The organism is Patescibacteria group bacterium (assembly GCA_040387855.1).
Lineage (GTDB): Bacteria > Patescibacteriota > Minisyncoccia > Phycocordibacterales > JAKAEA01 > JAZKCY01.
In genome coordinates this window covers 636,924-657,981 of sequence record JAZKCY010000001.1, presented here as the reverse complement: position 1 = coordinate 657,981, position 21,058 = coordinate 636,924, and the positions used below count along the sequence as shown (strand labels likewise).

At 37.1% G+C, this 21,058-nt stretch carries 21 protein-coding genes; 16 read left to right on the top strand and 5 right to left on the bottom strand.

The features are described from left to right. Positions 1–143: 143 nt before the first annotated feature. Complete coding sequence (locus tag V4519_03705) at positions 144–620, top strand: peptidylprolyl isomerase (protein ID MES2437095.1); 477 nt, start codon at positions 144–146, stop codon at positions 618–620. Positions 621–677: 57 nt separating this feature from the next. On the opposite strand, the gene V4519_03700 is transcribed toward V4519_03705, so the two are convergent. Further along, on the bottom strand, positions 678–845 hold the full coding sequence (locus tag V4519_03700) for a hypothetical protein (GenBank protein MES2437094.1): 168 nt from the start codon (positions 843–845) through the stop codon (positions 678–680). A 471-nt stretch (positions 846–1,316) separates the two neighbouring features. Here V4519_03700 and V4519_03695 point away from each other — a divergent pair, with 471 nt between their 5' ends. From V4519_03695 to V4519_03655, 9 genes are all read left to right on the top strand, one after another. After that, positions 1,317–2,312: a hypothetical protein gene (locus tag V4519_03695; GenBank protein ID MES2437093.1), complete on the top strand. Its 996-nt coding sequence runs from the start codon at positions 1,317–1,319 to the stop codon at positions 2,310–2,312. 54 nt (positions 2,313–2,366) lie between these two features. Continuing rightward, on the top strand, positions 2,367–3,131 hold the full coding sequence (locus tag V4519_03690; GenBank protein MES2437092.1) for a slipin family protein: 765 nt from the start codon (positions 2,367–2,369) through the stop codon (positions 3,129–3,131). A 302-nt stretch (positions 3,132–3,433) separates the two neighbouring features. Beyond that, complete coding sequence (locus V4519_03685) at positions 3,434–4,810, top strand: hypothetical protein (protein ID MES2437091.1); 1,377 nt, start codon at positions 3,434–3,436, stop codon at positions 4,808–4,810. A 117-nt stretch (positions 4,811–4,927) separates the two neighbouring features. Beyond that, entirely contained in the window at positions 4,928–5,239 is a 312-nt protein-coding gene (locus V4519_03680) for a hypothetical protein (GenBank protein MES2437090.1), read from the top strand. Between the two features lie 57 nt (positions 5,240–5,296). Next, positions 5,297–5,596, top strand: coding sequence for a hypothetical protein (locus V4519_03675; protein MES2437089.1), 300 nt, complete (start codon positions 5,297–5,299; stop codon positions 5,594–5,596). 37 nt (positions 5,597–5,633) lie between these two features. Then, a complete protein-coding gene (locus tag V4519_03670) occupies positions 5,634–6,413 on the top strand; it encodes an ATP-binding cassette domain-containing protein (GenBank protein ID MES2437088.1) in 780 nt (259 codons plus the stop codon). Between the two features lie 5 nt (positions 6,414–6,418). Beyond that, complete coding sequence (locus V4519_03665; protein ID MES2437087.1) at positions 6,419–7,168, top strand: ABC transporter permease; 750 nt, start codon at positions 6,419–6,421, stop codon at positions 7,166–7,168. 47 nt (positions 7,169–7,215) lie between these two features. Continuing rightward, complete coding sequence (locus V4519_03660; GenBank protein MES2437086.1) at positions 7,216–9,507, top strand: PAS domain S-box protein; 2,292 nt, start codon at positions 7,216–7,218, stop codon at positions 9,505–9,507. 57 nt (positions 9,508–9,564) lie between these two features. Beyond that, positions 9,565–10,626 carry a hypothetical protein gene (locus V4519_03655; protein ID MES2437085.1) on the top strand — a complete coding sequence of 354 codons (1,062 nt, stop codon included), beginning with the start codon at positions 9,565–9,567 and terminating at the stop codon, positions 10,624–10,626. On the opposite strand, the gene V4519_03650 is transcribed toward V4519_03655, so the two are convergent. Genes V4519_03650 through V4519_03640 form a run of 3 tightly spaced genes read right to left on the bottom strand, consistent with a single transcriptional unit; the run spans position 10,623 to position 12,606 of the window. Then, complete coding sequence (locus tag V4519_03650; protein ID MES2437084.1) at positions 10,623–11,336, bottom strand: glycosyltransferase family 2 protein; 714 nt, start codon at positions 11,334–11,336, stop codon at positions 10,623–10,625. The two genes, V4519_03655 and V4519_03650, sit on opposite strands and share 4 nt — an antisense overlap. 8 nt (positions 11,337–11,344) lie before the next feature. Beyond that, a complete protein-coding gene (locus V4519_03645) occupies positions 11,345–12,058 on the bottom strand; it encodes a glycosyltransferase (GenBank protein ID MES2437083.1) in 714 nt (237 codons plus the stop codon). Further along, the gene (locus V4519_03640) at positions 12,055–12,606 is read right to left on the bottom strand and encodes a DedA family protein (protein MES2437082.1); all 552 of its coding nucleotides are present in this window, start codon (positions 12,604–12,606) and stop codon (positions 12,055–12,057) included. The genes V4519_03645 and V4519_03640 overlap by 4 nt, the downstream gene beginning before the upstream one ends. A 102-nt stretch (positions 12,607–12,708) precedes the next feature. On the opposite strand from V4519_03640, the gene V4519_03635 reads away from it, so the two are divergent. Continuing rightward, a complete protein-coding gene (locus V4519_03635) occupies positions 12,709–14,370 on the top strand; it encodes an AAA family ATPase (protein MES2437081.1) in 1,662 nt (553 codons plus the stop codon). Here V4519_03635 and V4519_03630 read toward each other — a convergent pair. After that, the gene (locus V4519_03630; GenBank protein ID MES2437080.1) at positions 14,351–15,622 is read right to left on the bottom strand and encodes an aminoacetone oxidase family FAD-binding enzyme; all 1,272 of its coding nucleotides are present in this window, start codon (positions 15,620–15,622) and stop codon (positions 14,351–14,353) included. The genes V4519_03635 and V4519_03630 overlap by 20 nt on opposite strands. Positions 15,623–15,667: 45 nt before the next feature. Here V4519_03630 and V4519_03625 point away from each other — a divergent pair, with 45 nt between their 5' ends. The 5 genes from V4519_03625 (at position 15,668) to V4519_03605 (ending at position 21,056) form a co-directional block, all read left to right on the top strand. Next, positions 15,668–16,777 (top strand): metallophosphoesterase, encoded by a 1,110-nt coding sequence (locus V4519_03625; protein ID MES2437079.1) that lies wholly within the window; start codon positions 15,668–15,670, stop codon positions 16,775–16,777. 137 nt (positions 16,778–16,914) lie between these two features. Beyond that, positions 16,915–17,208 carry an RNA-binding protein gene (locus tag V4519_03620; protein MES2437078.1) on the top strand — a complete coding sequence of 98 codons (294 nt, stop codon included), beginning with the start codon at positions 16,915–16,917 and terminating at the stop codon, positions 17,206–17,208. Between the two features lie 157 nt (positions 17,209–17,365). Next, positions 17,366–18,736, top strand: a complete 1,371-nt coding sequence (locus V4519_03615; protein MES2437077.1) for a DEAD/DEAH box helicase — start codon at positions 17,366–17,368, stop codon at positions 18,734–18,736. Between the two features lie 267 nt (positions 18,737–19,003). Next, positions 19,004–19,381 (top strand): response regulator, encoded by a 378-nt coding sequence (locus V4519_03610; GenBank protein MES2437076.1) that lies wholly within the window; start codon positions 19,004–19,006, stop codon positions 19,379–19,381. A 10-nt stretch (positions 19,382–19,391) separates the two neighbouring features. Further along, positions 19,392–21,056 (top strand): GspE/PulE family protein, encoded by a 1,665-nt coding sequence (locus V4519_03605; GenBank protein ID MES2437075.1) that lies wholly within the window; start codon positions 19,392–19,394, stop codon positions 21,054–21,056. Positions 21,057–21,058 lie beyond the last annotated feature (2 nt).

The following is a 21,058-nucleotide window of genomic DNA, read 5'->3' as shown; positions in this document are numbered from 1 at the left end:
GGTTGATATATGGAAATAAAAGTCCACAAAATAGTGCACTTCAAGGTATAAACACCTCAGAAGTAGTATTGCCATATGGTACATCTACTCCTTTGCAAAATCCTGGAAGTTCAGTATCATCATCAACTAATCAACAAAAATTTATGAATGCAACATTACACACAAATAAAGGAGATATAACGTTAGAATTCTTTGCTTCACAAGCTCCACAAACTGTTGAAAACTTTACAAAGCTAGCATCTACAGGTTTTTATGACGGTGTTAAGTTTCATCGAGTGATTCAAGATTTTATGATTCAAGGTGGAGATCCACTTTCAAAAGATGATTCAAAACAGGCAATGTGGGGAACTGGGGGACCAGGATATAAATTTGCTGATGAAATCACCTCTACAAATAAAAACGATGAAGGAACTATTGCTATGGCAAACTCTGGAGCAAATACAAACGGCAGTCAGTTTTTTATTAATCTTAAAAATAACAATTTTTTAGATGGTAAACATACAGTGTTTGGTAAAGTGACTCAGGGAATGGATGTAGTAAAAGCAATAGAAGCAGTAGAGACAAATCAGAATGATCGTCCATTAGAACCTGTTGTAATAAAAAATATTACTCTCAAGTAATTTTAAAATTTAGAATAAAAAGATATAAAAATGCGAGGCACCAGGTGGTGTCTCGCTTTAGTTATTTTGATGGTGCAGATTCACAACTCCAACAACTATTAGCCAACGTATGGCTAGTGCGTGTTGCATAGCTTGAATCCTTGCACGTTCAGCTGGCCACGTCTTTTCTGGAAGCTTGAGCCTCTGAATTTCTTCAAGAAGCCACGGTCGTTCTTGTGCTGGCACCAACCCCTGTGCTATCAGTTGGTCAAGCGCTGCGATTGCCGTTTCGTCGGAGTAAAACGGGAAAATGATCAGATGAGACTTTTTCCTGTTAACGAAATACCCATGCTTGAGGGGATCGCTGCTCTTGCTGCGTTTGAAGTAAACCCTCCGCTTTACTTTGGCGGTGTTGTAGACCAATAAACCAATCCCAATCCACGCCAAGGGTACGATGACCCATGAAAGTGGATTTCGACTAAGACCCCGAATGAGGTCCTTAGTCTCCCAACCGAGGAAAACGATTCCTATGGGTAAGAGGAAGACATATACAACCCTACGAATCCATCGCCACATATAAGGCTCCTTTGTACGAGTACGCTGTAAATAATGCAATATGAAATAATATTAGTCAAATGAGTTGCTTTTCATAATCCAAAATTCATTATGTAAGTAGAAATTGTGTAACTCACATGGCAATTTTACGTCAGTGACTAGATGAAATTGCTTAACAAAAAAACAGGTAGTCTGATTATGAGCTTTGTGCTCCTTGCTGTGCTCGCTGTACCAAATGGATCTGCAGTATTTGCCAACGAAGATGATGGAGAGGCTGTTGAAACAGTTACTCCTCAGGAAGAAAAGAAAGAAGCTAAACAAGAAAAAAAGGAAGAAAAGCAAGAAGTAAATAAACAAGAGACTCCTACTGAAACCTCTATTCCTGAATCACAACCTGAACCAGAACCAACTCCTGAAACACCAGTACCACCCCCAGCAGAACCAGAAGAGGAGAATGAAGATCCTGTGATTGTTATTCCTCCTGTAGTTATTCCCCCTGTTGTGATACCGCCTGTGCTAAATCCTAATCCACCTGCACCAGAAGAACCAACTGTACCTGAAGATACTGATGACGAAGAAAATGTAAGTGAGGATGAAGAGGAAGATGAACAAGAAGAAAATGAAGATCCTGTAATTGTTGCTCCACCAGTAGTTGTTCCTCCTGTTCAACCACCAGCACCTACAAATCCAACGCCGTCTCCAATTCAAACAATAATTCGCCAGAATCCTATTGCAACATTTTTTGCGCCATTAGTACAAATTGAAAGACAGGCTGCAACAATCACTTCAGCAACAACGACTGATGTGTATACAAATCTAGCAACAACAACACAAACTACTTCTGAAATTAGTTCTACAACTCCAGTAATTGGAAACATAAACGAGCCACAAAAACCTCAATCTTCAAATAGTACTTTAATGTTAAATATTCCATCTGAAGTATCTGCTGCATTTGCATTTACTCCTCTTCAAAAAGTAATGAATTATTTTGCACCAAGTGATTACTACAACGTTAATGACAACTTGAGTAAGGGTGTAAGTACATCACTCATTTCATTTGCTGCTGCATTGGGAATTCTAGGAGGTGGACTCATTGTTAGTCATGGACTATCAAGTTATCGACGAACCCCAGCTCGGTCATATCAAGCACAAGCATAGCGTGCATTTCCATCAAATTTAGGTATACTTGGGCCAAGTAATTAATAAAAATTTATGGCACCAATAGTAATCGTTTTGATTGTGGTTGTCGGAGTCATTCTAATTAGTCTTCGACAGATCAACCAGTATGAGCGAGGCCTCAAATTTACCATGGGTAGATTTACCTCAATTCTTGAGCCGGGGTGGAGAATTATCATTCCTATTTTTCAGAGTTATAGCAAAGTAGATATGCGAGTGAAAGCTGTGGATGTGCCTGATCAGAAAGCCATTACTCGTGATAACGTGTCTGTAACTGTTAATGCAGTGATTTATTATAAAGTTCAGTCGGCTGAGAAAGCTATTCTTGAAGTAGAAGATTTTCGCTATGCAATTTCTCAGTATGCGCAAACAACAATGCGAAACATCGTAGGTGAAGTAACCCTAGATGAGCTTTTAGCAAACCGAGATAAATTGGCAGATCGAATTAAAGAAATTGTTGATACTGAAACAGATGCGTGGGGACTTAAAGTAAATAATGTAGAACTGAAAGATGTGAGTCTCCCAGCAGATATGGAACGAACAATTGCAAAACAAGCAGAAGCAGAACGAGAGAAGCGAGCGGTAATTATTAATTCTGAAGGAGAACTTGCAGCTTCTCAGAATATGGCAGAAGCAGCAAGAGTACTTGGATCTGTGCCTGGTGCTCTCCATCTCCGAACTTTGCAATCCATTAATGACATTTCATCAGATCAATCTAACACTGTCGTATTTACGGTGCCACTTGAAATCCTCCGATCATTTGAAGGTTTTAAGGATGTTATTGTGAAAAAATCAGAGTAAATAGCTGACGTTGATTTTGAAAGCATTCATAGGTTCTAATGTAAGTATCTGTAATAACTAGGTATATCTTCGTCGTAGTAGATATGACACGTGATTACCGGAAGATACTTTCTATGAATTTGGATGAATTGCAAGATCCACTATATAAGGGCGAATCTCCCCATAATGAAAAGGCTACACACCAAAACAGAAAATGCATAGAGCCAGATTGTAGTAAAGATTATAGAAGTAAAAAGAATAAAAAGCCCCCACAGTAAGCTTGGGGGCTTTTTGTGTAACTAAAAATAGATTATACTCTAGGTATGCCGACATCTAATAATAAAAAAGATCCAGCTTCAGAGATTCATCAGCTGCGTACCTACACTGATGATATAGCAGAATTGATTCGCAACAATCAATTGACTCCAGAACAATTAGCAAAAATTGATCCTGAAGTTATTAAGCAGGCTCAGAATAGAAGGAATCTAAATAATTTTGGTAACTTTGATACGACTACCGATGGAGTAACGATTGATCCTCGAGATCAAATTGTTCGAGAAGAGATGAAGCAACCAAAAGCAGTTGATCCTAAAGATAAAAAGCCAGAACAGCAAGAGTTTAAAGATAATGTTGTCGATCTTGATGACACTACTGGAGAATCTGGCGTCGCTGACTTTGTTTTAAGTCTAAAAGATAAAGCAAAGCCACAGCAGCCCACACAAGCCGCACCTGAGCCAGTAGTGCAACAGGCCCCAATAGCAGAGCCAATTACAGAAGTGGAACCTCCTGTCCAAGAAATTAAGCCTGAACCTAAAGTTGTTGCACCGGAACCTAAACCTGAACCCGTTAAAGAACTTTCACCATTGGAGAAACTTCAAAAGAAGGAAATTTCTTTGCAAGATGAAGTTACTTCACTCATGGATCAACAGAAAAAACTTGAAACAGATCAGGCAACTTTAGAATCATCACTTCATGAGATTGATGCTAAACGTCAGCCCTTGAAGGCTCAGGAAGATGATATAGAAAAGCAGGTGCGTGCAATACGTCTAAAAGAAAGCGAGGTAGATACTATTGAAGAAAAAAAGGCTCTAAAGCAACAACGCTGGAGTTTGGAAGATGAACGACAACGAATTGAAAAAGAACGTTGGGATATAGACCAATCAATTCTCACACTTACAAAGCAAGTTCAAGATATTCATTCAGAGCAGGCTAAACTCATGCTTCAAGAGACGGAAGTAGAACATGCAATAGATGAAGTTAAAAAGAATGAGCGGGTTTTGCAGGCGGAAATAGAGTTGAAAGTTATGGCGGATAAACTCAAAGTAATTCTTGCTGATCGTCAAAAACTTGAAGTGGATTGGAAGGATATAATGGATAAAAAGAAAGTTGTTCTTGATAAAGAGGCTGCAATACACAAACAAGAAAAGGTAATGCAAACCGAAATTGATTCTATTGAGCTTAAAGAACATTCAGCAAAAGATCCATCAGATCTGCATATAGTTGAAGAACAACGATGGCAGAAAGATAAAGAACTTCGAGCTATAGAGGTAGAAGAGGGAGCCGTGCAAGAAGAATTACAGGCATTCAATGCTTCTGTTACAGAAATAGAGACCAAGTCTCAATCTGTTCTTCACCAAGAACGTGAACTTAAAGATAAAATTAAAGAGTTAGAAACAATTGTAGCTGGAACAAAAAAGTAAAGCTTCAAAAATATTTAGAGACACAGGAGACAAACGTGTCAAAGTTGTGTTGAAACCCTAGGTTACTACTGGTGTACCCATATCACTTCTTGATATAATCATCACATGGTAAATAATATGGAAAATCCATTTGGTAATGAAGCTCCTCAAGAAGAGTCGTACCTTCAGTATAAGATGCGTACTACAGCTGAAGCGCGACTAAAGGATGATGAACAAGTAAAGCTTGATATTAAAAAGATTGAAAGAATGAATAAGTCTTATAAATTCTATAAGCGAATTCTCGCTGTGGGGGCTGCTGCAATTGTAGCTGGTGTTGGTGTGACTGCTCATTTTGCAACAGAAGCAGTAAATTTAAATGCAGAAACAGAAGATACAAAAAGACAAACTGATGAATTCGAAAAAAGAACAAAACAAATAGAGCAAAAATGATATTAGCAAAGAAATCCTTGACATTAAACTCAAATATGATCAAATAGGGTATAACTCATGCTTACTACCGAAAACCCAGAAATTCGAGGCCAACTTGTTGAGCTTCTCAATATCAATTCATTTACTACTGAAGAACAGGATCAGATTATTCAACATTTGAATGAATTAGTCAGTGAAAAAATCTTTGAATTTGCTTTAGATAACCTTTCAGATAAAGATAAAGATACTCTTGAGAATATAAGTGAAGATGAGGATATCTCTGGGCTTGTAGCATTTTTAAAAGAAAAAATTCCTACATACGATGAACAGGTTAAAACTATTGTTGATGATGTAGTTACAAAATTAAAGGCTTTCTAGCCTTTTTTTGTAGGAGTGTGTTATATTCTTAGGTATTATGATAGAAGTAAAAAACGTAACAAAAAAGTTCGGTAATTTTACTGCTGTAGATGATGTGTCATTTACAGTAAAAAAAGGAGAGGTTTTTGCATTCTTAGGCCCAAACGGCGCAGGTAAGTCTACAACAATTAAGATGTTAACGACTTTGCTTCATCCAACACAAGGTCAGATTTTTCTTGATGGTCATAATGTGACTGAAAATCCAAGTATGACTCGAAAGTCATTTGGAATTGTTTTTCAAGACCCTAGTCTTGATAATGAACTTACTGCCTATGAAAACATGCAATTTCATGCGATTTTGTATGGTCTCACAAAAGAGCAATATACAGATAGAATAAAAAAGCTCCTTCAACTAGTAGAGCTTACTGATAAGAAAGATAATTTCATTAAGACATTTTCAGGAGGTATGAAGCGACGATTGGAAATTGCTCGAGGTTTGCTTCATCATCCAAAAGTGCTCTTTTTAGATGAACCAACAATTGGTCTTGATCCTCAAACTCGAAATCATATTTGGAATTACATTCATAATCTAAATAAAGAAGAAAACGTTACAATTTTCTTTACGACTCACCATATGGAAGAAGTAGAACGAATGGCAACAAAGATTGCTATTATCGATCATGGAAAAATAATTACTCAAGGTAGTCCAGAGGAAATTCGAAAGAAAGCAGGGAAAGATAATTTGGAGGATGCATTTATTGCATTAACAGGAAATCAGATTCGAGAAGAAGCTTCAAACTTTAGTAAGGGCACATTACGTGGAGTTTCAAAAATGTAAAAATTATGAATGCTATATATATTTTGTGGATTCGACAGTTAAAGCGATTTATTCGTAAGAAGGCGAGTGTGATTGGCGCCCTAGGCCAGCCTGTTATTTTCCTTTTTGCTTTCGGTTTTGGATTAAGTCCTATGTATTCATCTGCCACAGGTGGAGGGGATTATATACAGTTTATCGCTCCAGGTATTATTGCCATGACGGTGCTCTTTAGTTCTATTTTTACGGGAATGGAAATTATTTGGGATAAGCAATTTGGGTTCCTCAAAGAAACGTTTGTTGCTCCTGTATCTCGCTTTCAAATCTTTATGGGAAAAACATTGGGTGGTATGAGTGTCGCTGCAATTCAAGGATTATTAGTATTTCTTGTAACACTTATTGCTGGATTTCGACCACATAGTTTGGCAATGCTTCCTGTGGGTCTATTGATAATGTTGCTTGTTTCATTTCTGTTTTCAGCATTGGGAGCCGCAATTGCTGCACGGCTTGAAGATATGCAGGGTTTCCCATTAATTTTCAATTTTATTATTCAGCCATTATTCTATCTTTCAGGGGCGCTCTTCCCAGTTGATAATTTACCTGCTGTACTTTCATATATCACGAAAGTAAATCCACTCACATACGGCGTAGATAGTATGAGATATGCATTTAGCGGTGCTAGTGCTTTTTCACCAGTTGTAAGTATTTCAGTTCTTCTTGGAGTTTCAGTGGTTACCGTACTCATTGGTATATACCAATTCAACAAAATCGAGCTATAAAAGGAGCGTTTACTTATTCATAAAATAGGCATAGAATCTATTAACTTATGGATGATCCTACAGCATTGCCTAATATATATAAAGATATTGTAGATAGTCTCGACAACTATGCAGTTTTTGCTGTTTCAAAGGAAGGGATTATTTTGACATGGAATGATGGTGCTCAGGAAGTCTTTTCTTATAAACGAAAAGAAATTATTGGAAAGCATGTATCTACACTGCGTTCTCAAGAATATAAACAAAAAGATGGATTTAGTAAGCTCTCAAAACAAGCCCTTAAAGAAAAAGTAGTAGAGCTGGAAGGCTGGTACTTTAAAAAAGGAGGAAAAAAGTTTTGGGCAAAGGGGTTTTTGTATCCAATGAGAGATACTCACGGAAAGGTTATTGGTTTTAGTGAAATAATTCGTGATAGAACAGAACGGCAAAAAGCTGTAGATGAACACAATCATATACGTGCCCTTGAGCGTGAAGCATTAGCTAAATCAGAAGAGGTTCGCCAGAGTTTATATTCTGTGTTTACTCAAGCACCAGCACTAATTGCAATTTTGCGTGGACGTAAAGGCATTGTAGAGCTTTTTAATCCCATGTTTGAAAAGTTGTGGGGTAAACGAGATATTTTAGGTAAACCAATGCGAGACGCAGTACCTGAATTAAATAAGCAGGGATATTTTAAATTTATTGAGCGGGTATACGATGAAGGCGAAGTTGTATATGGAAATGAAATTTATGCATCTATTGATCGACACGGGACTGGAGTGTTCGAAGATGCCTATTTCAACTTTGTATATCAACCCCTGCGCGATGAAAAAGGGAAGGTAGACTCAATAATCATTTTGGGTCTTGAAGTTACAGAACAAGTTCAAGCTCGCAAAGAATATCAGTATAGTCAGGAACGACTCGATCTTGCACAAAAGGCTGGGAAGATAGGGACTTTTGAATGGCGAATAAAAGATAATAAACTTATTTGGACTCCAGAGTTGGAGGCATTGTATGGTTTGCTTCCAGGAGAATTTCAGAAATCATATGATCATTGGGTTTCAATGATTCATCCTGAGGATGTAAAAAAAGTTGATGACAATCTAGCTCATGCTTTAAAAAATAAGAGCAAGTATGATGTTGAGTTTAGAATTATTTTACCCAATCAAACAACACGTTGGTTGATGGCTAAAGGTGATGTGTTCTTCAATAAAAAAGGAAAAGCTGAGCGAGTTGTGGGAGTTAATATAGATATTACTGAAAAGAAGTTTACTGAAGAACGTTTGAGAGAAAGTGAACGTCATCATGCTCGTGTAGTGTCAACGCTTGGAGAAGGTATTACTTTGAGTGATATGGGTGGTGTTGTCCAAACCGCAAATAAAGCTGCGTTAGAAATACTTGGTTTAAGTTATGACCAGATTGTTGGTAAGTTGCCCACTGATCCTATGTGGAAAGTTATTAAAGAAGATGGATCTCCATTTCCTGCAGAAGAACGCCCTTCTCTAGTAACACTCAGAACTCGCCAACCACAGAGTAATTCTGTTATGGGTGTATATCGGCCTGATGGAACACTTGTATGGGTTCTTGTGAACTGCACATTATTGTATGAACAAGGCAATACTGAACCATATGCAATGGTGTCTTCATTTATTGATATTTCATTACGTAAAAATCTAGAACAGCAAAAAGATTTGTTCTTAGGTATAGCAAGTCATGAATTAAAAACCCCAATAACTAGTTTAAAATTATTTGCTGATATTTTAAATATTCAGGCGAAGAACTCAGATCAACCAAAGCTCATTGAAATTGCAGGTATGGTTCATTCTCAAGCAGAAAGAATTTCACATCTCATTCATGATCTTCTTGATATGAGTATGGTTCATGCTGGTAAGCTTGATCTTAAATATCAGCAATTTGATATGAATGAAGTTGCTCGAGATATTATAAAATCACTTCAGCTCACAACAACGTCGCATCTTATTGAGTATAAACTCCTAGCAAAACATAAGGTGAGTGCTGATAAAGATCGAATAGAACAAGTGCTTACAAATCTTTTAGCTAATGCTATTAAGTATTCTCCAAAGGCAGATCGGATTATAGTTCGCGTTAAAGAAAACAAGGGTAATATACTTGTAGAAGTTGAAGACTTTGGTCAGGGGATTCCAAAAGAAGAACAGCAAAAAGTATTTGATAGATTTTTTAGAACAGAATATTCGAAGCAAAAAAATATTTCCGGCTTTGGTTTGGGATTAAATATTAGTGCCCAAATTATTAAACGTCACAAGGGTACTTTAACGGTAAAAAGTGAAGTGGGTAAAGGTTCTATATTTTGTTTTACACTACCTCTAAAAAAGAAGGATTAACATAACAAGCTGTTTTTGAGATGATGTCAAATGATGATTGGTGTATAATTATTCATTATGAAAACATTACAGAAATTGTCGGTTATTATGGCAGTTGTGGTGATGGTGTCAGTATTTGTTGTAAATTTTGCTAGTGCAATTACCCCGTCTCTTTCGGTACACACAATTAATAATGATTGGGTGAGAGTAACAGTTCAGGCTGATTCATATGCACCTGTGTATCTGTATTATATGCCATCAGGCTCTGGATCATGGACAAGTACAAATTCAATTGGTACTACTGATGCGAATGGTTATTTCTCAACTACATTAAGTAGTAATGGTTACAATATTCCTGCAGGAACAAATGTATATGCGATGGTAAACAATCAGCAATCATCGTATGTAAACTGGCCTTATTACACAAATAATTACAACAACAGCACTGCACTTAATCTCTCAAGAAATAATGTGCAGCTTTCTCAAGGTCAGACAGTAACAGTTACTTCAACACGAGGTTCTCTTTATATTTCTTCAAATACAAATACTAATATAGTTAATGCGTATGCAAACGGTAGTGTAGTAACTCTTAGTGCTCCAAATTATTCACAGCAAGGTTCAGCAACTGTAACGGTATGTAGTTCAAACAACAATACTCCATGTGCAACTATCTATGTTGATGTACAAAGTTCTCATCCGTACAACAACTCTTGGGTAAATGTAAGTCAAACTAATATCAGTCTTAATACAGGTCAATCTCAAACGGTTACACTTCATGGATCTGGATCATACTATCTTTCAAATTCATCAAATAGTTATGTCGCTTCAGCATCGTTGAATGGAAATGAGCTAAACATTCGCGCACAAAATCCAGGTAATGCTGTTATCACGGTATGTTCATCTGTATACAATTCAAATAATAGTAATCCATGTGTAAGCGTAAACGTAAGTGTGCAAACAGCATCAGTAGTAACACCTATATATGTACCTGTACAACAAGAACCAACAACTGTGTATCTTAATCAGGTTCCCTATACTGGATCTTCAACAACAAACATCGCGCTATTCATGACTGCATTAGCTGCATGGACTGGAGGTCTTGCATACTTCCTCGTGCGACGAAAAGCGTTGAAAGCTTAGCGAATATCTTTATAACTTTTAGTGAGAGGTTTCTTTAAAACTACTTCAGAAACAAAATTAATAACATAGGTTTTACCAGTACTTATAAACCCTTGCCCAGAAAAACGTCGCCCTGAAGTAAACATATAAAGACTTGGTTTGAAGAGCACTTTGCCAAAAGCATGTGCTCTTCTTGCTATATTGGTATCTTCTCCATAAAAATCGATAGTTGTATCAAATCCATTCATTTTTATAAGAGTGTCTTTACGAATGGCAAAGTTTCCACCAACAACCATATATCCAATTATTAGATACATAGGATATGCCAAAAGATACCAATAGAGTTTTACAAAAAATTGCTGCCACTTTGGTATATCATGATAAATATATGGGCCACTCACACATGCAACTTTTTGATTGTTCTCAAACTCTTGTGCAATCCGTTCCAGCCACTGAGCAGGCATTTTAGTATCTGCATCTATATACGCCACAATAGGTGATTGAGCATGATTGTATCCACACTGGCGAGCTTTGGTAAGACCTTTTTTCTCTTCATATACTACGCGTACATTTGGAAAGCTTTTTGCAATTTCGCTGGTTCTATCAGTACTTGCATTATCTACAACAATAATTTCGGCAAGACTCTCGCAAGCATTTTTTGTCACAGCGTCGAGACACTGGCCAATATATTTTTCTTCATTATATGCTGGAATAATAAGTGAGATTTTCATAAAATTATTTAGCGAACGGGTTTCCATTCTTTAGAATGAGATTTTTTAAATAACATAAACCAAATATTATCTACTGTCCAAATCCAAAGCAGGCGTGGCCATCCCAATGTATGTGCTCTTCTATTTTCATGATACACCGTTAGCTCTGTATGAAAGTATGTTGGACCTACTTTAGAAATTCTATTAAACATATCAAAGTCTTCACATGAAATAAGATTTTCATTGTATCCTCCTATAGTATCAAATGATTGTTTATCAACCATTTGAAATTTACCAGTCGCATTACCTGTATGAAGTATATTATTACTTATTCTGTAAACATAATTAAGCAGTGTAATAATAATTTTATCTGGAAGTGTTTCTACATCTGGGGCTACCTTTATCCAACAGGTAAGGCCTGCAAGCTTCTTATTCCTAATAGCTTCTAAAGCTTTGGTGAAAAAAAGATCAGGATTGTGAATCATGCATCCAGCATCTAGAAAAGCAATATATTCACTATGAGCATGAGTTGCTCCAAAATTTCTATTTGCTCCGATGCTTTTTTTATGGGGATTAACTACAACTTTTACCGGAAATGTTTTAGCTATTTCTACTGTTGTATCTGTACTAAGATCATCGGTAACTATGATTTCATAGGGAATAGTAAGTGTAGTTGTAAGATGTTTGAGCATCTTGCTTATAGCTTTCTCTTCATTATATGTAGGAATTATAATAGAAATCATAGAGGTTTTTCTGATGTGGCTGTTACTCGTTCTTTCATGTATTTACCAATGCCAAAGAATAATGCAAGCGCTATAGCTATCATTGCGAAAAGTGAAATCTTTGCAAATATCCCATCCATTGTTTCGTATACATTACCAAAGAAATAACCAAGTGCAAGGAGTGTGCCAGTCCAAATAAACTGGCCAATAGTATTGAGAATCATATAGCGCTTAAAAGATATTTTAACGATTCCAGCAGTCATAAGAGTTACAAGTGCAAAGCCGAAGCCGTTTGTAATTTTTGAAATAATTAAAATCTTATCTGAATGAGTATGAAAGAACTTTTCTACCGTTGTAATCTTTTCTTCTGTAACACTAAAATATTTGCCAAATCTGCGTACAAACGGGCGGCCTCCATAATATCCAATTCCGTACCAGATGACATCTCCTAGGATATCGCCAAACATAAGTAGGAGATATGTGGGTATAAAAGCAAGGTATCCCATTTTATAGAGAAACCCACATATCATGGTGAGAACTGGCCCCTCAATCACGGCGGCCGGGACCATAATTGCGTATTTATAGGTTAGGATAAGCGAGATGATCTGCTCCATACATGAGATTATAGCAGATTTTATTTTTATTTTATCTGGGTCTGGTATACTAGCTCCGTGACTCAAACAGACGCACTCAACATTTTAAAACTTGGACATAATGTCTATCTCACAGGTTCTGCCGGTAGTGGAAAGACTTATGTGCTCAATCAATACATTCAGTATTTAAAAAAGCATGAAATTGCTCATGCCGTTACTGCCTCAACAGGAATTGCTGCCAGTCATATGAATGGTGTGACTATTCATTCATGGTCTGGACTTGGAATTCGCAATACATTGACTCCTTATGATTTGGAAGCAATGGAAGAAAAAAGATATTTATGGGAAAGATTTAAGAATACAAAAGTACTGATTATTGATGAAGTATCAATGCTCCATCATTTTCGCTTAGATCTCGTTGATGAGATTGCGCGGTTCTTCAAACGAAACGATAAGCCATTTGGAGGACTACAGGTGGTTTTGTGTGGTGATTTTTTTCAGTTGCCACCAGTTTCAAAATCACATGAAGAAGATGCTGAATTTATTTATAAATCAGAAGCATGGAAAAATTTGAATTTAAAGATTTGTTATCTCGAAGGTTCATATCGTCAAACAGATACTGCCTTCTTGGATGTCCTAAATGGAATTAGAACAAATTCTGTTTCTGATGTATTGCGGTCACATTTAGATAAAAGATTTAATTCTGAACTGATTGGTGATCTAAAGCCCACCAAACTTTTTACTCACAATGTAGACGTAGATGGTATTAATGCTCAAGAACTTGCCGCTACCGAAGGCGAAGCACGGAGTTATTTTATGAATGAAGAGGGTCGTGATGTACTGGTTGCTGCTATCAAAAATAGTTGTCTTGCTCCGGGTGTGTTAACTCTCAAAAAGGGTGCTCAGGTAATGTTTGTTAAAAACAATTACGATGTGGGCTATGTAAACGGTACATTGGGTACGGTTATTGAGTGTGGAATTACGTCTCCTATAATTAAAACTGCAAGCGGCAAAATCATTAAAGCAGAACCCATGGAATGGACTATTGAAGATGATGGGAAGGTAAAAGCAAAAGTAAAACAAGTGCCACTTCGTTTGGCCTGGGCAATTACTATTCACAAAAGTCAGGGAATGACTCTCGATGCTGCAGAGATTGATCTTTCAAAATCATTTGAAAAGGGTATGGGATATGTGGCGTTGTCGCGGCTCAAATCTCTATCAGGTTTAAAACTCTTAGGTATCAACGAACAGGCTTTAGAGGTTGATGAAGATGTACTTATGTTTGATGAAGAACTCCAAGAGCAATCAAAGAAGCTTCAGCAAGTACTTTCAAAAGTTGATCAAAAAGAATTACAAAAACAGCAAGATGAATTTCTTGCACGCGCCGCTGCTGTAATGCGCACTAAGAAAAGTATTAAGGTTGAAACTCACATTATTACCAAAGCGCTTCTTGAAAAGAAGATGTCACTTCAGGCAATGGCAAAAGAACGGAACCTAAAAGTTGAGACTATCATTAGTCATATAGAAACATTGCAAGAAGATAATCACGATATAGATATAGAGTATTTGAAAGCTGCAAATATCAAACCTGCATTACTTAAGAAAATTACTGATGCATTTCATGAGTCTTATAAAACTACAGGAGATTATAGTTTGGGCTCAGTACGTACTCTATTAAAGAATACCGTGTCTTTTCCAGAAGTGCGTTTTGCAAGACTCTTTATTGAGAAGAAGAAATAGAATTTCCTGCTACAAATCCTGTGGTCCAACAGAGCTGCAAAGAATAGCCACCTGATGGTCTATCTATATTTAAAACATCTCCAATTAAGTATAAATTCGAGAATAGGCGAGAGCGCATAGTTTTAAAATCTACTTCATCAAGAGAAACTCCCCCTGAAGTTATGATCGCTTTATCAAGCCCGAGTAATCCTGTGGCACGCATCCGCATGTCTTTTAGTGTTTTTACCAGTTGGAGACGCTCTTCTCGCGTTACACTATTGCTTGCTGTATCGCCGTTTACTGCTGAAAGTTCGAGCACTGGTACGACAAGTGCTGCAGGTATAATTTCATCTAATACATTTTTAAGTTTCTTGTTTATATCTTTGCCACGTAAAAGTTCTTGGAGTTTAAGATTGAGAGTTCCTGGATCATACACAGGAAGTGCATCTACTGAGATTATTACTTCACCGTATTTTAAAAGCTCACTAATATCCTTACTCATATTTAAAACAGTTGGGCCTGAGATTCCAAAGTGTGTAAAAAGAATTTTGCCTTTTTGTACGTCTTGTTTTATCTCATTCTGAAAAAGAGTAATCTTCACTTCAGGCATAGAGATACCCTGCAAACGCTTCACCCACGCATCCTCTACTTCAATAGGCACTAATGATGCTTCTGGCTCAATGACATCGTGGCCAAGCTTTTTGAGCCACACGAAGCCATCTCCTGTTGAGCCTGTCTCTGGTCGAGATTTTCCTCCAGTTGCTACTATATATGAGTGCGCAGTAATAGTTTTATTATTCTTTAATTTTATTCCAGAAATAGTATTCTTTTCAGAATCTCGAATGATTTCTATCACGGGTGAGTTAGAAAGAATAGTTACATTATGCTTTTTGAGATTTTCGACAAGCACATTCCACACTGACTGAGATTTATTTGAAATAGGGAAGACTCGTTTTTCTTTTTCTTCTTTTGTTTCCATATTGTGTATATGAAAAAAGTCTAACGTTTCTTGTACACTCCATTGAGAAAATGCTGAAAACAAAAATTTATCGTTGTCTTTAAATTTTGAGAGAAGGGTGCGGGTATCCAATTCCCCGTTCGTTACATTGCAGCGTCCACCACCGGTAATAAGAAGTTTTTTTCCGAGAGAATCATTTTTCTCAATAAGAATAACTTTAAGACCGCGTTCTGCTGCGCGTCCTGCTGCCATCATTCCAGCTGGGCCTCCACCAATTACGGCTACGTCCCATAGTATTGAGAGATCCTTATCCATGGGGCCATCCTAGCATAAAGATGTGTTTTTACGTATACTATTCCAATGATTCCGTCATTTATATTGTTTTTTGCGACACTGCTATCACTACTCTTTGCGGTTCACTACGTAGCATACAAAACGCTCGTTTCTATTTTTGTGCTCACAAATGTTCAGCTAGTATTGTGGCTTAAAGTAATATTTATTCTCCTCACACTTAGTTTTATAGTTTCTTCTATTCTCACTAGAAATTATGATACATTTTTGACTCGATTGTTTTATACAATGTCTGTAGTGTGGTTGGGCTTTTTATTGTATCTATTTTTAGCGGGAGTTATCTATGGACTTATTGTGTATGTTTCTCTTTATTTAATCCCATCTATCCCAGCGTTGCTCATTGGTAGAGTATTAATTGTGATTGCCGTGCTCGTAGGCGTTTACGGCCTACTTAATGCAAGAGACATCAAAACTACTGAAGTTACTATGTGGTTGCCTAATCTTCCAGATTCATGGAAGGGAAGAAAAGCTGTCTTTATCTCTGATGTGCACTTGGGTCAAGTAAACGGAGTAAAATTTTCTCGAAAAGTAGTAAATAAAATTCAGGAAATTAATCCAGATTTGATCTTAAATGCAGGCGACTTTTATGATGGACCCAAAGTTGACCCAGTTTCTGTTGCTAAACCTTTTTCAGAACTAAGGCCACCTCTTGGTCATTTTTATGTAGCAGGAAATCATGAAGAATATGGTGACACTCCAGGATTTATGGCAGCAGTAAAAAGCTTTGGCTTCACTGTGCTTAATAATGAAAAAGTAGAAGTTGATGGCTTACAAATTGCAGGAGTTGATTATGTAACTACTACTAAACAGGCTGAGTTCGAGAGAATACTTAAAGATATTAAGCTTGAAGAAGATAAACCAAGCTTACTTATTAAACATGTACCTCTAAACCTTGAGACTGCAGAAGAAGCAGGAGTAGATCTCCAGGTTTCTGGACATACTCATAGAGCACAGGTTTTTCCACTTAGTCTTATTACAAAAGCCGTATATAAGGGCTATGACTATGGTCTTAAGCCTCTAGGAGCCCTTCAGGTGCTCGTAACCTCAGGAGCTGGTACATGGGGACCACCATTACGTGTGGGCACAAAGAGTGAGATAGTAGTAATAACCTTTAAATAAGGCTTTTTACCTTGACAAAAAGGCTATTCTGGTATAGTATGGCTTTGTAAGTATATCTCTCTTAGTGTCTCTATAAAGGAAACTAAAGGGAAGCTAGTCACCTTACGTTTAATTATAAAGACTAGATTTGTAAGCACATGGCATCAAGACTCTACGTTGGAGGCCTTTCATACGGCACAACAGAAGCTGCATTTGAACAAGAATTTTCAAAGGCAGGATCAGTAAAATCAGCTAAGATTATCATTGACAAAATGTCAGGAAAATCAAAGGGATTCGGATTCGTTGAATATTCAACAGATGAAGAAGCTCAGGCTGCTATCAACATGTTTAACGGTCAGGAATTCGAAGGACGAACTCTTACTGTTAACGAAGCTCGACCACAAGAACCACGAACAGGTGGAGGAGGTGGAAACGGCGGTTGGAGAAACTAAATCGCACATCATAAGTTGATGAGAAGGAGTGGCGAACCCTCTCGGGTTCGCCATTCTATCTTATAGATTTGTGGCCAAACTCGAACTTCTCATAACTATGGCCGTAGTTTACGGTGTCACATGCTTAATTAGTAAGTAACTATTTGTATTTAATTATATGTATCAAAAAAATTCACAAAGTTCTTCTCCACGAAAAAGTGTAGGAGGAGGAAATTATAGTGACCGTCGAATTGGCGGTTACCAAAAGCCAGGTTTTTCAAAACCAGGTTATTCTGGATCTTCACAGCGAAGTTCTGGATATTCATCAGCTCCACGAACTGGAGGCTATTCATCACGACCACAAAGTGGATCTCGATTTTCTCGACCCCCACAGCGATTTGGTAATGGAGGAGGTCAACGACGTGGCCGTCCAAATATGGGTCAATATATTGATCCTAATAAATTTATCAACAAAGCAGTAATTACCGAACAGGTAGAACACTTTGTCCCTGAACACACATTCCAGGATTTTAAAATCCACGATGTACTTAAAACTTCTATTACAAAGAAGGGGTATGTACAGCCAACACCTATTCAGGACCGATCAATCCCACATATTCTTCGAGGTGCTGATATCGTAGGTATTGCAAACACTGGTACTGGTAAAACAGCAGCGTTTCTTATTCCACTTATTCACAAAGTACTTTTAAATCCTAACGAGAAAGTAATTATTATTGCTCCCACACGAGAGCTTGCTCAGCAAATTGATCAAGAATTTCGAGGGTTCTCATTTGGACTCAAAATGTTTTCAGTATGTGCAGTGGGAGGTGCTCACATTGGCCGACAGATCAATGATCTTCGCCGAAGTCACAACTTCCTTATTGGTACACCAGGACGACTTAAAGATTTGATCCAAAGAAAATTCATCGATCTATCTAAGTTTCAGACTATTGTGCTTGATGAAGCTGATCGAATGTTGGACATGGGATTCATCAACGACATGAAATTTATCATGGCCGGAATGCCAAAACAGCGACATACACTCTTCTTCTCAGCTACACTTTCACCTGATATTGAAAAGCTTATCCAGGATTTCTTAAAAGAGCCTGTTAAGATTTCAGTTAAAACTCAGGATACATCAAAGAACGTTGATCAAGACGTTATTCGATTGAAACCAGGAGAAATGAAGATCGATGTACTCCAGTCACTCTTAAAGTTACCAGAATTTAACAAAGTTCTTATTTTCGGCCGTACAAAACACGGAGTAGAAAAGCTCTCAAAGGTACTTGAAGAACGAGGTATTCGTGCAGAATCAATTCACGGAGATAAAAATCAGTCTCGACGACAGAAAGCCCTTGCTCTCTTTAAAGAAAATAAAGTTCAGGCTCTTGTTGCAACTGATGTTGCTGCTCGAGGTCTTGATATCAACGGTGTATCACATGTGATCAACTTCGATATTCCTGCAACCTATGAAGATTATGTTCACCGAATTGGACGAACAGGACGAGGAGGAAAGAAGGGAATTGCACTTACATTCTTAGATAACTAGTAATTAATTAACAATAACGTTTATGCTTAAACTACAACCAACAAAAACATTTCAGCGAGATGGAAAGTGGGTACACAAGCCTACGCGTTCTGAAATTTTGGTTTGCTCTGCTTGTGCAAACAAATATATTAAGACACGACCTGAACAAAAGATTTGTGTGAAGTGCATGGCCAAAGAAGCTCACGCGTAACATATTTCTTTAATCAAAGTCAACGATATACACAGTCTCATACGAGACTGTGTTTTCGTCATGGTATACTTCGATACATGTCAGAACTAAAGAAAAAAATACTTGTTGTGGAAGATGAGAAGCCAATGGCTCATGCTCTTGAATTAAAATTAAAAAGCTCTGGATTTGATGCCGATGTTGCCCATGATGGAGAAGCCGCGTTAGAGCATATTCTTACAAATTCATATGATCTTGTATTGCTCGATCTTGTTATTCCAAAAAAAGATGGATTTGGAGTACTTGCTGAACTTAAGGAAAAGGGTAACACTACTCCTATTTTTGTAACTTCAAATTTAAGTCAGCAGGAAGATGAGAAAAAAGCCAGAGAATTGGGAGCGCAGGGGTATCTTATCAAATCAAACACGCCATTATTAAAAATAATAGAAACAATCAAAGAGTTTCTTCATGTAGTGTAATTTATTTACCATGAGATTAGATGAGGCAAATGTAAAGTATATTCTTTTAAAGCAAAACTATATCTCAGTTGATGATGCTACTAAAGCTGAATTAAATGCAAAAAAAGAAAATATTTCCTTCATAGATTACCTTATCCGTGAACAATATCTTTCAAGAGATTTGCTCGGACAAGCCATTGCAGAATCATATGGTATTGAATTTGTTGCTATAACTCCTCAGAATGTTCCTAAAGAGTATATAAATCTTATACCGGAACCTATTGCTCGACATTCACATATTGTAGTAATCGCAAAAGAGGATAATCAGATTACTATTGCTACAGATAATCCAAAGGATCTAGATCCTATGGTTGTTAGCCGTATTTTTCCCGGAGCAAAAATAAAATATGCATACACTTTTAGTGAAAACATAGAGAATATTATTTTAAAATCTCAGAAAAAGCTTGAAGTACGATTTGCAGAGATTCTTAAGCAAAAGACGGTTGCTCCAAGTATCATAGAAGAAATTTTAGCCGATGCTATGTCATTTCAGGTATCAGATATTCACTTTGAACCTGGAGAAACTATTGTACGAGTGCGATTCCGTATAGATGGAATGCTTGAACAAGTAGCTGAGATCCCTAAGGACGCATATGCAAATGTACTTCGTGTTGTAAAACTTCGAGCAAATCTATCGACAGATGAACATACTGCATCACAAGATGGGGCTATTCGATTAAAGCATAATGATCGGAATGTAGACCTACGTATTTCTATTGTGCCAACTATTGATGGAGAAAAGATAGTTATTCGTTTGTTGTCTGAATATGTAAAGAATCTTTCAACTACAGAACTGGGTCTTTCGTCTGAGGATCAGGCGCTCATCATGAAGATTGCAAAAAATCCGTTCGGACTTATTTTGACAGTTGGTCCCACTGGATCTGGAAAAACGACAACGCTCTATAGTATTTTAAAAATGCTCAATAGACCTGATGTAAACGTTACAACTATCGAAGATCCTGTTGAATATAAAATCCCAGGTGTAAATCATATTCAGGTAAATGAGAATAGTCACCTAACATTTGCTCAGGGGTTGCGATCAATTGTTCGACAAGATCCAAACATTATTTTGGTGGGAGAAATTAGAGATAAAGAAACAGCAGAAATAGCTGCAAACGCAGCACTTACTGGTCACTTAGTATTGTCATCCTTTCATGCAAATGATGCTGCTACGGCCTTTCCACGCCTTTTAGATATGGGTATAGAGCCATTCTTACTTTCTTCAACACTTGAAATTGTAATTGGACAAAGATTAGTTCGGAAAATTTGTGATGCATGTAGATATAGCTATGTAAGTACTCATCAAGAGCTTACTAAAATTATTGATAATCCAGAAAGATATTTCTCAAATGAATCAGTAACACTTTATAGAGGGAAGGGATGTGCACTGTGTAATTCAACAGGCTTTAAGGGAAGAATAGCTGTATTTGAAATAGTATATACAACACCAGAATTGCAGAGTCTTATTTTAAAGAGTCCATCTACTCAAGAAGTCTGGAAAATGGCTAAGTCACAAGGAGCTCATTCAATGTTTGATGACGGATTGATTAAGGTTAAAAATGGAATTACTACTTTAGAAGAACTATTACGCGTAGTTGCACCAGCAAAAGAGAATATTTATAACCAAGAATTGTAATC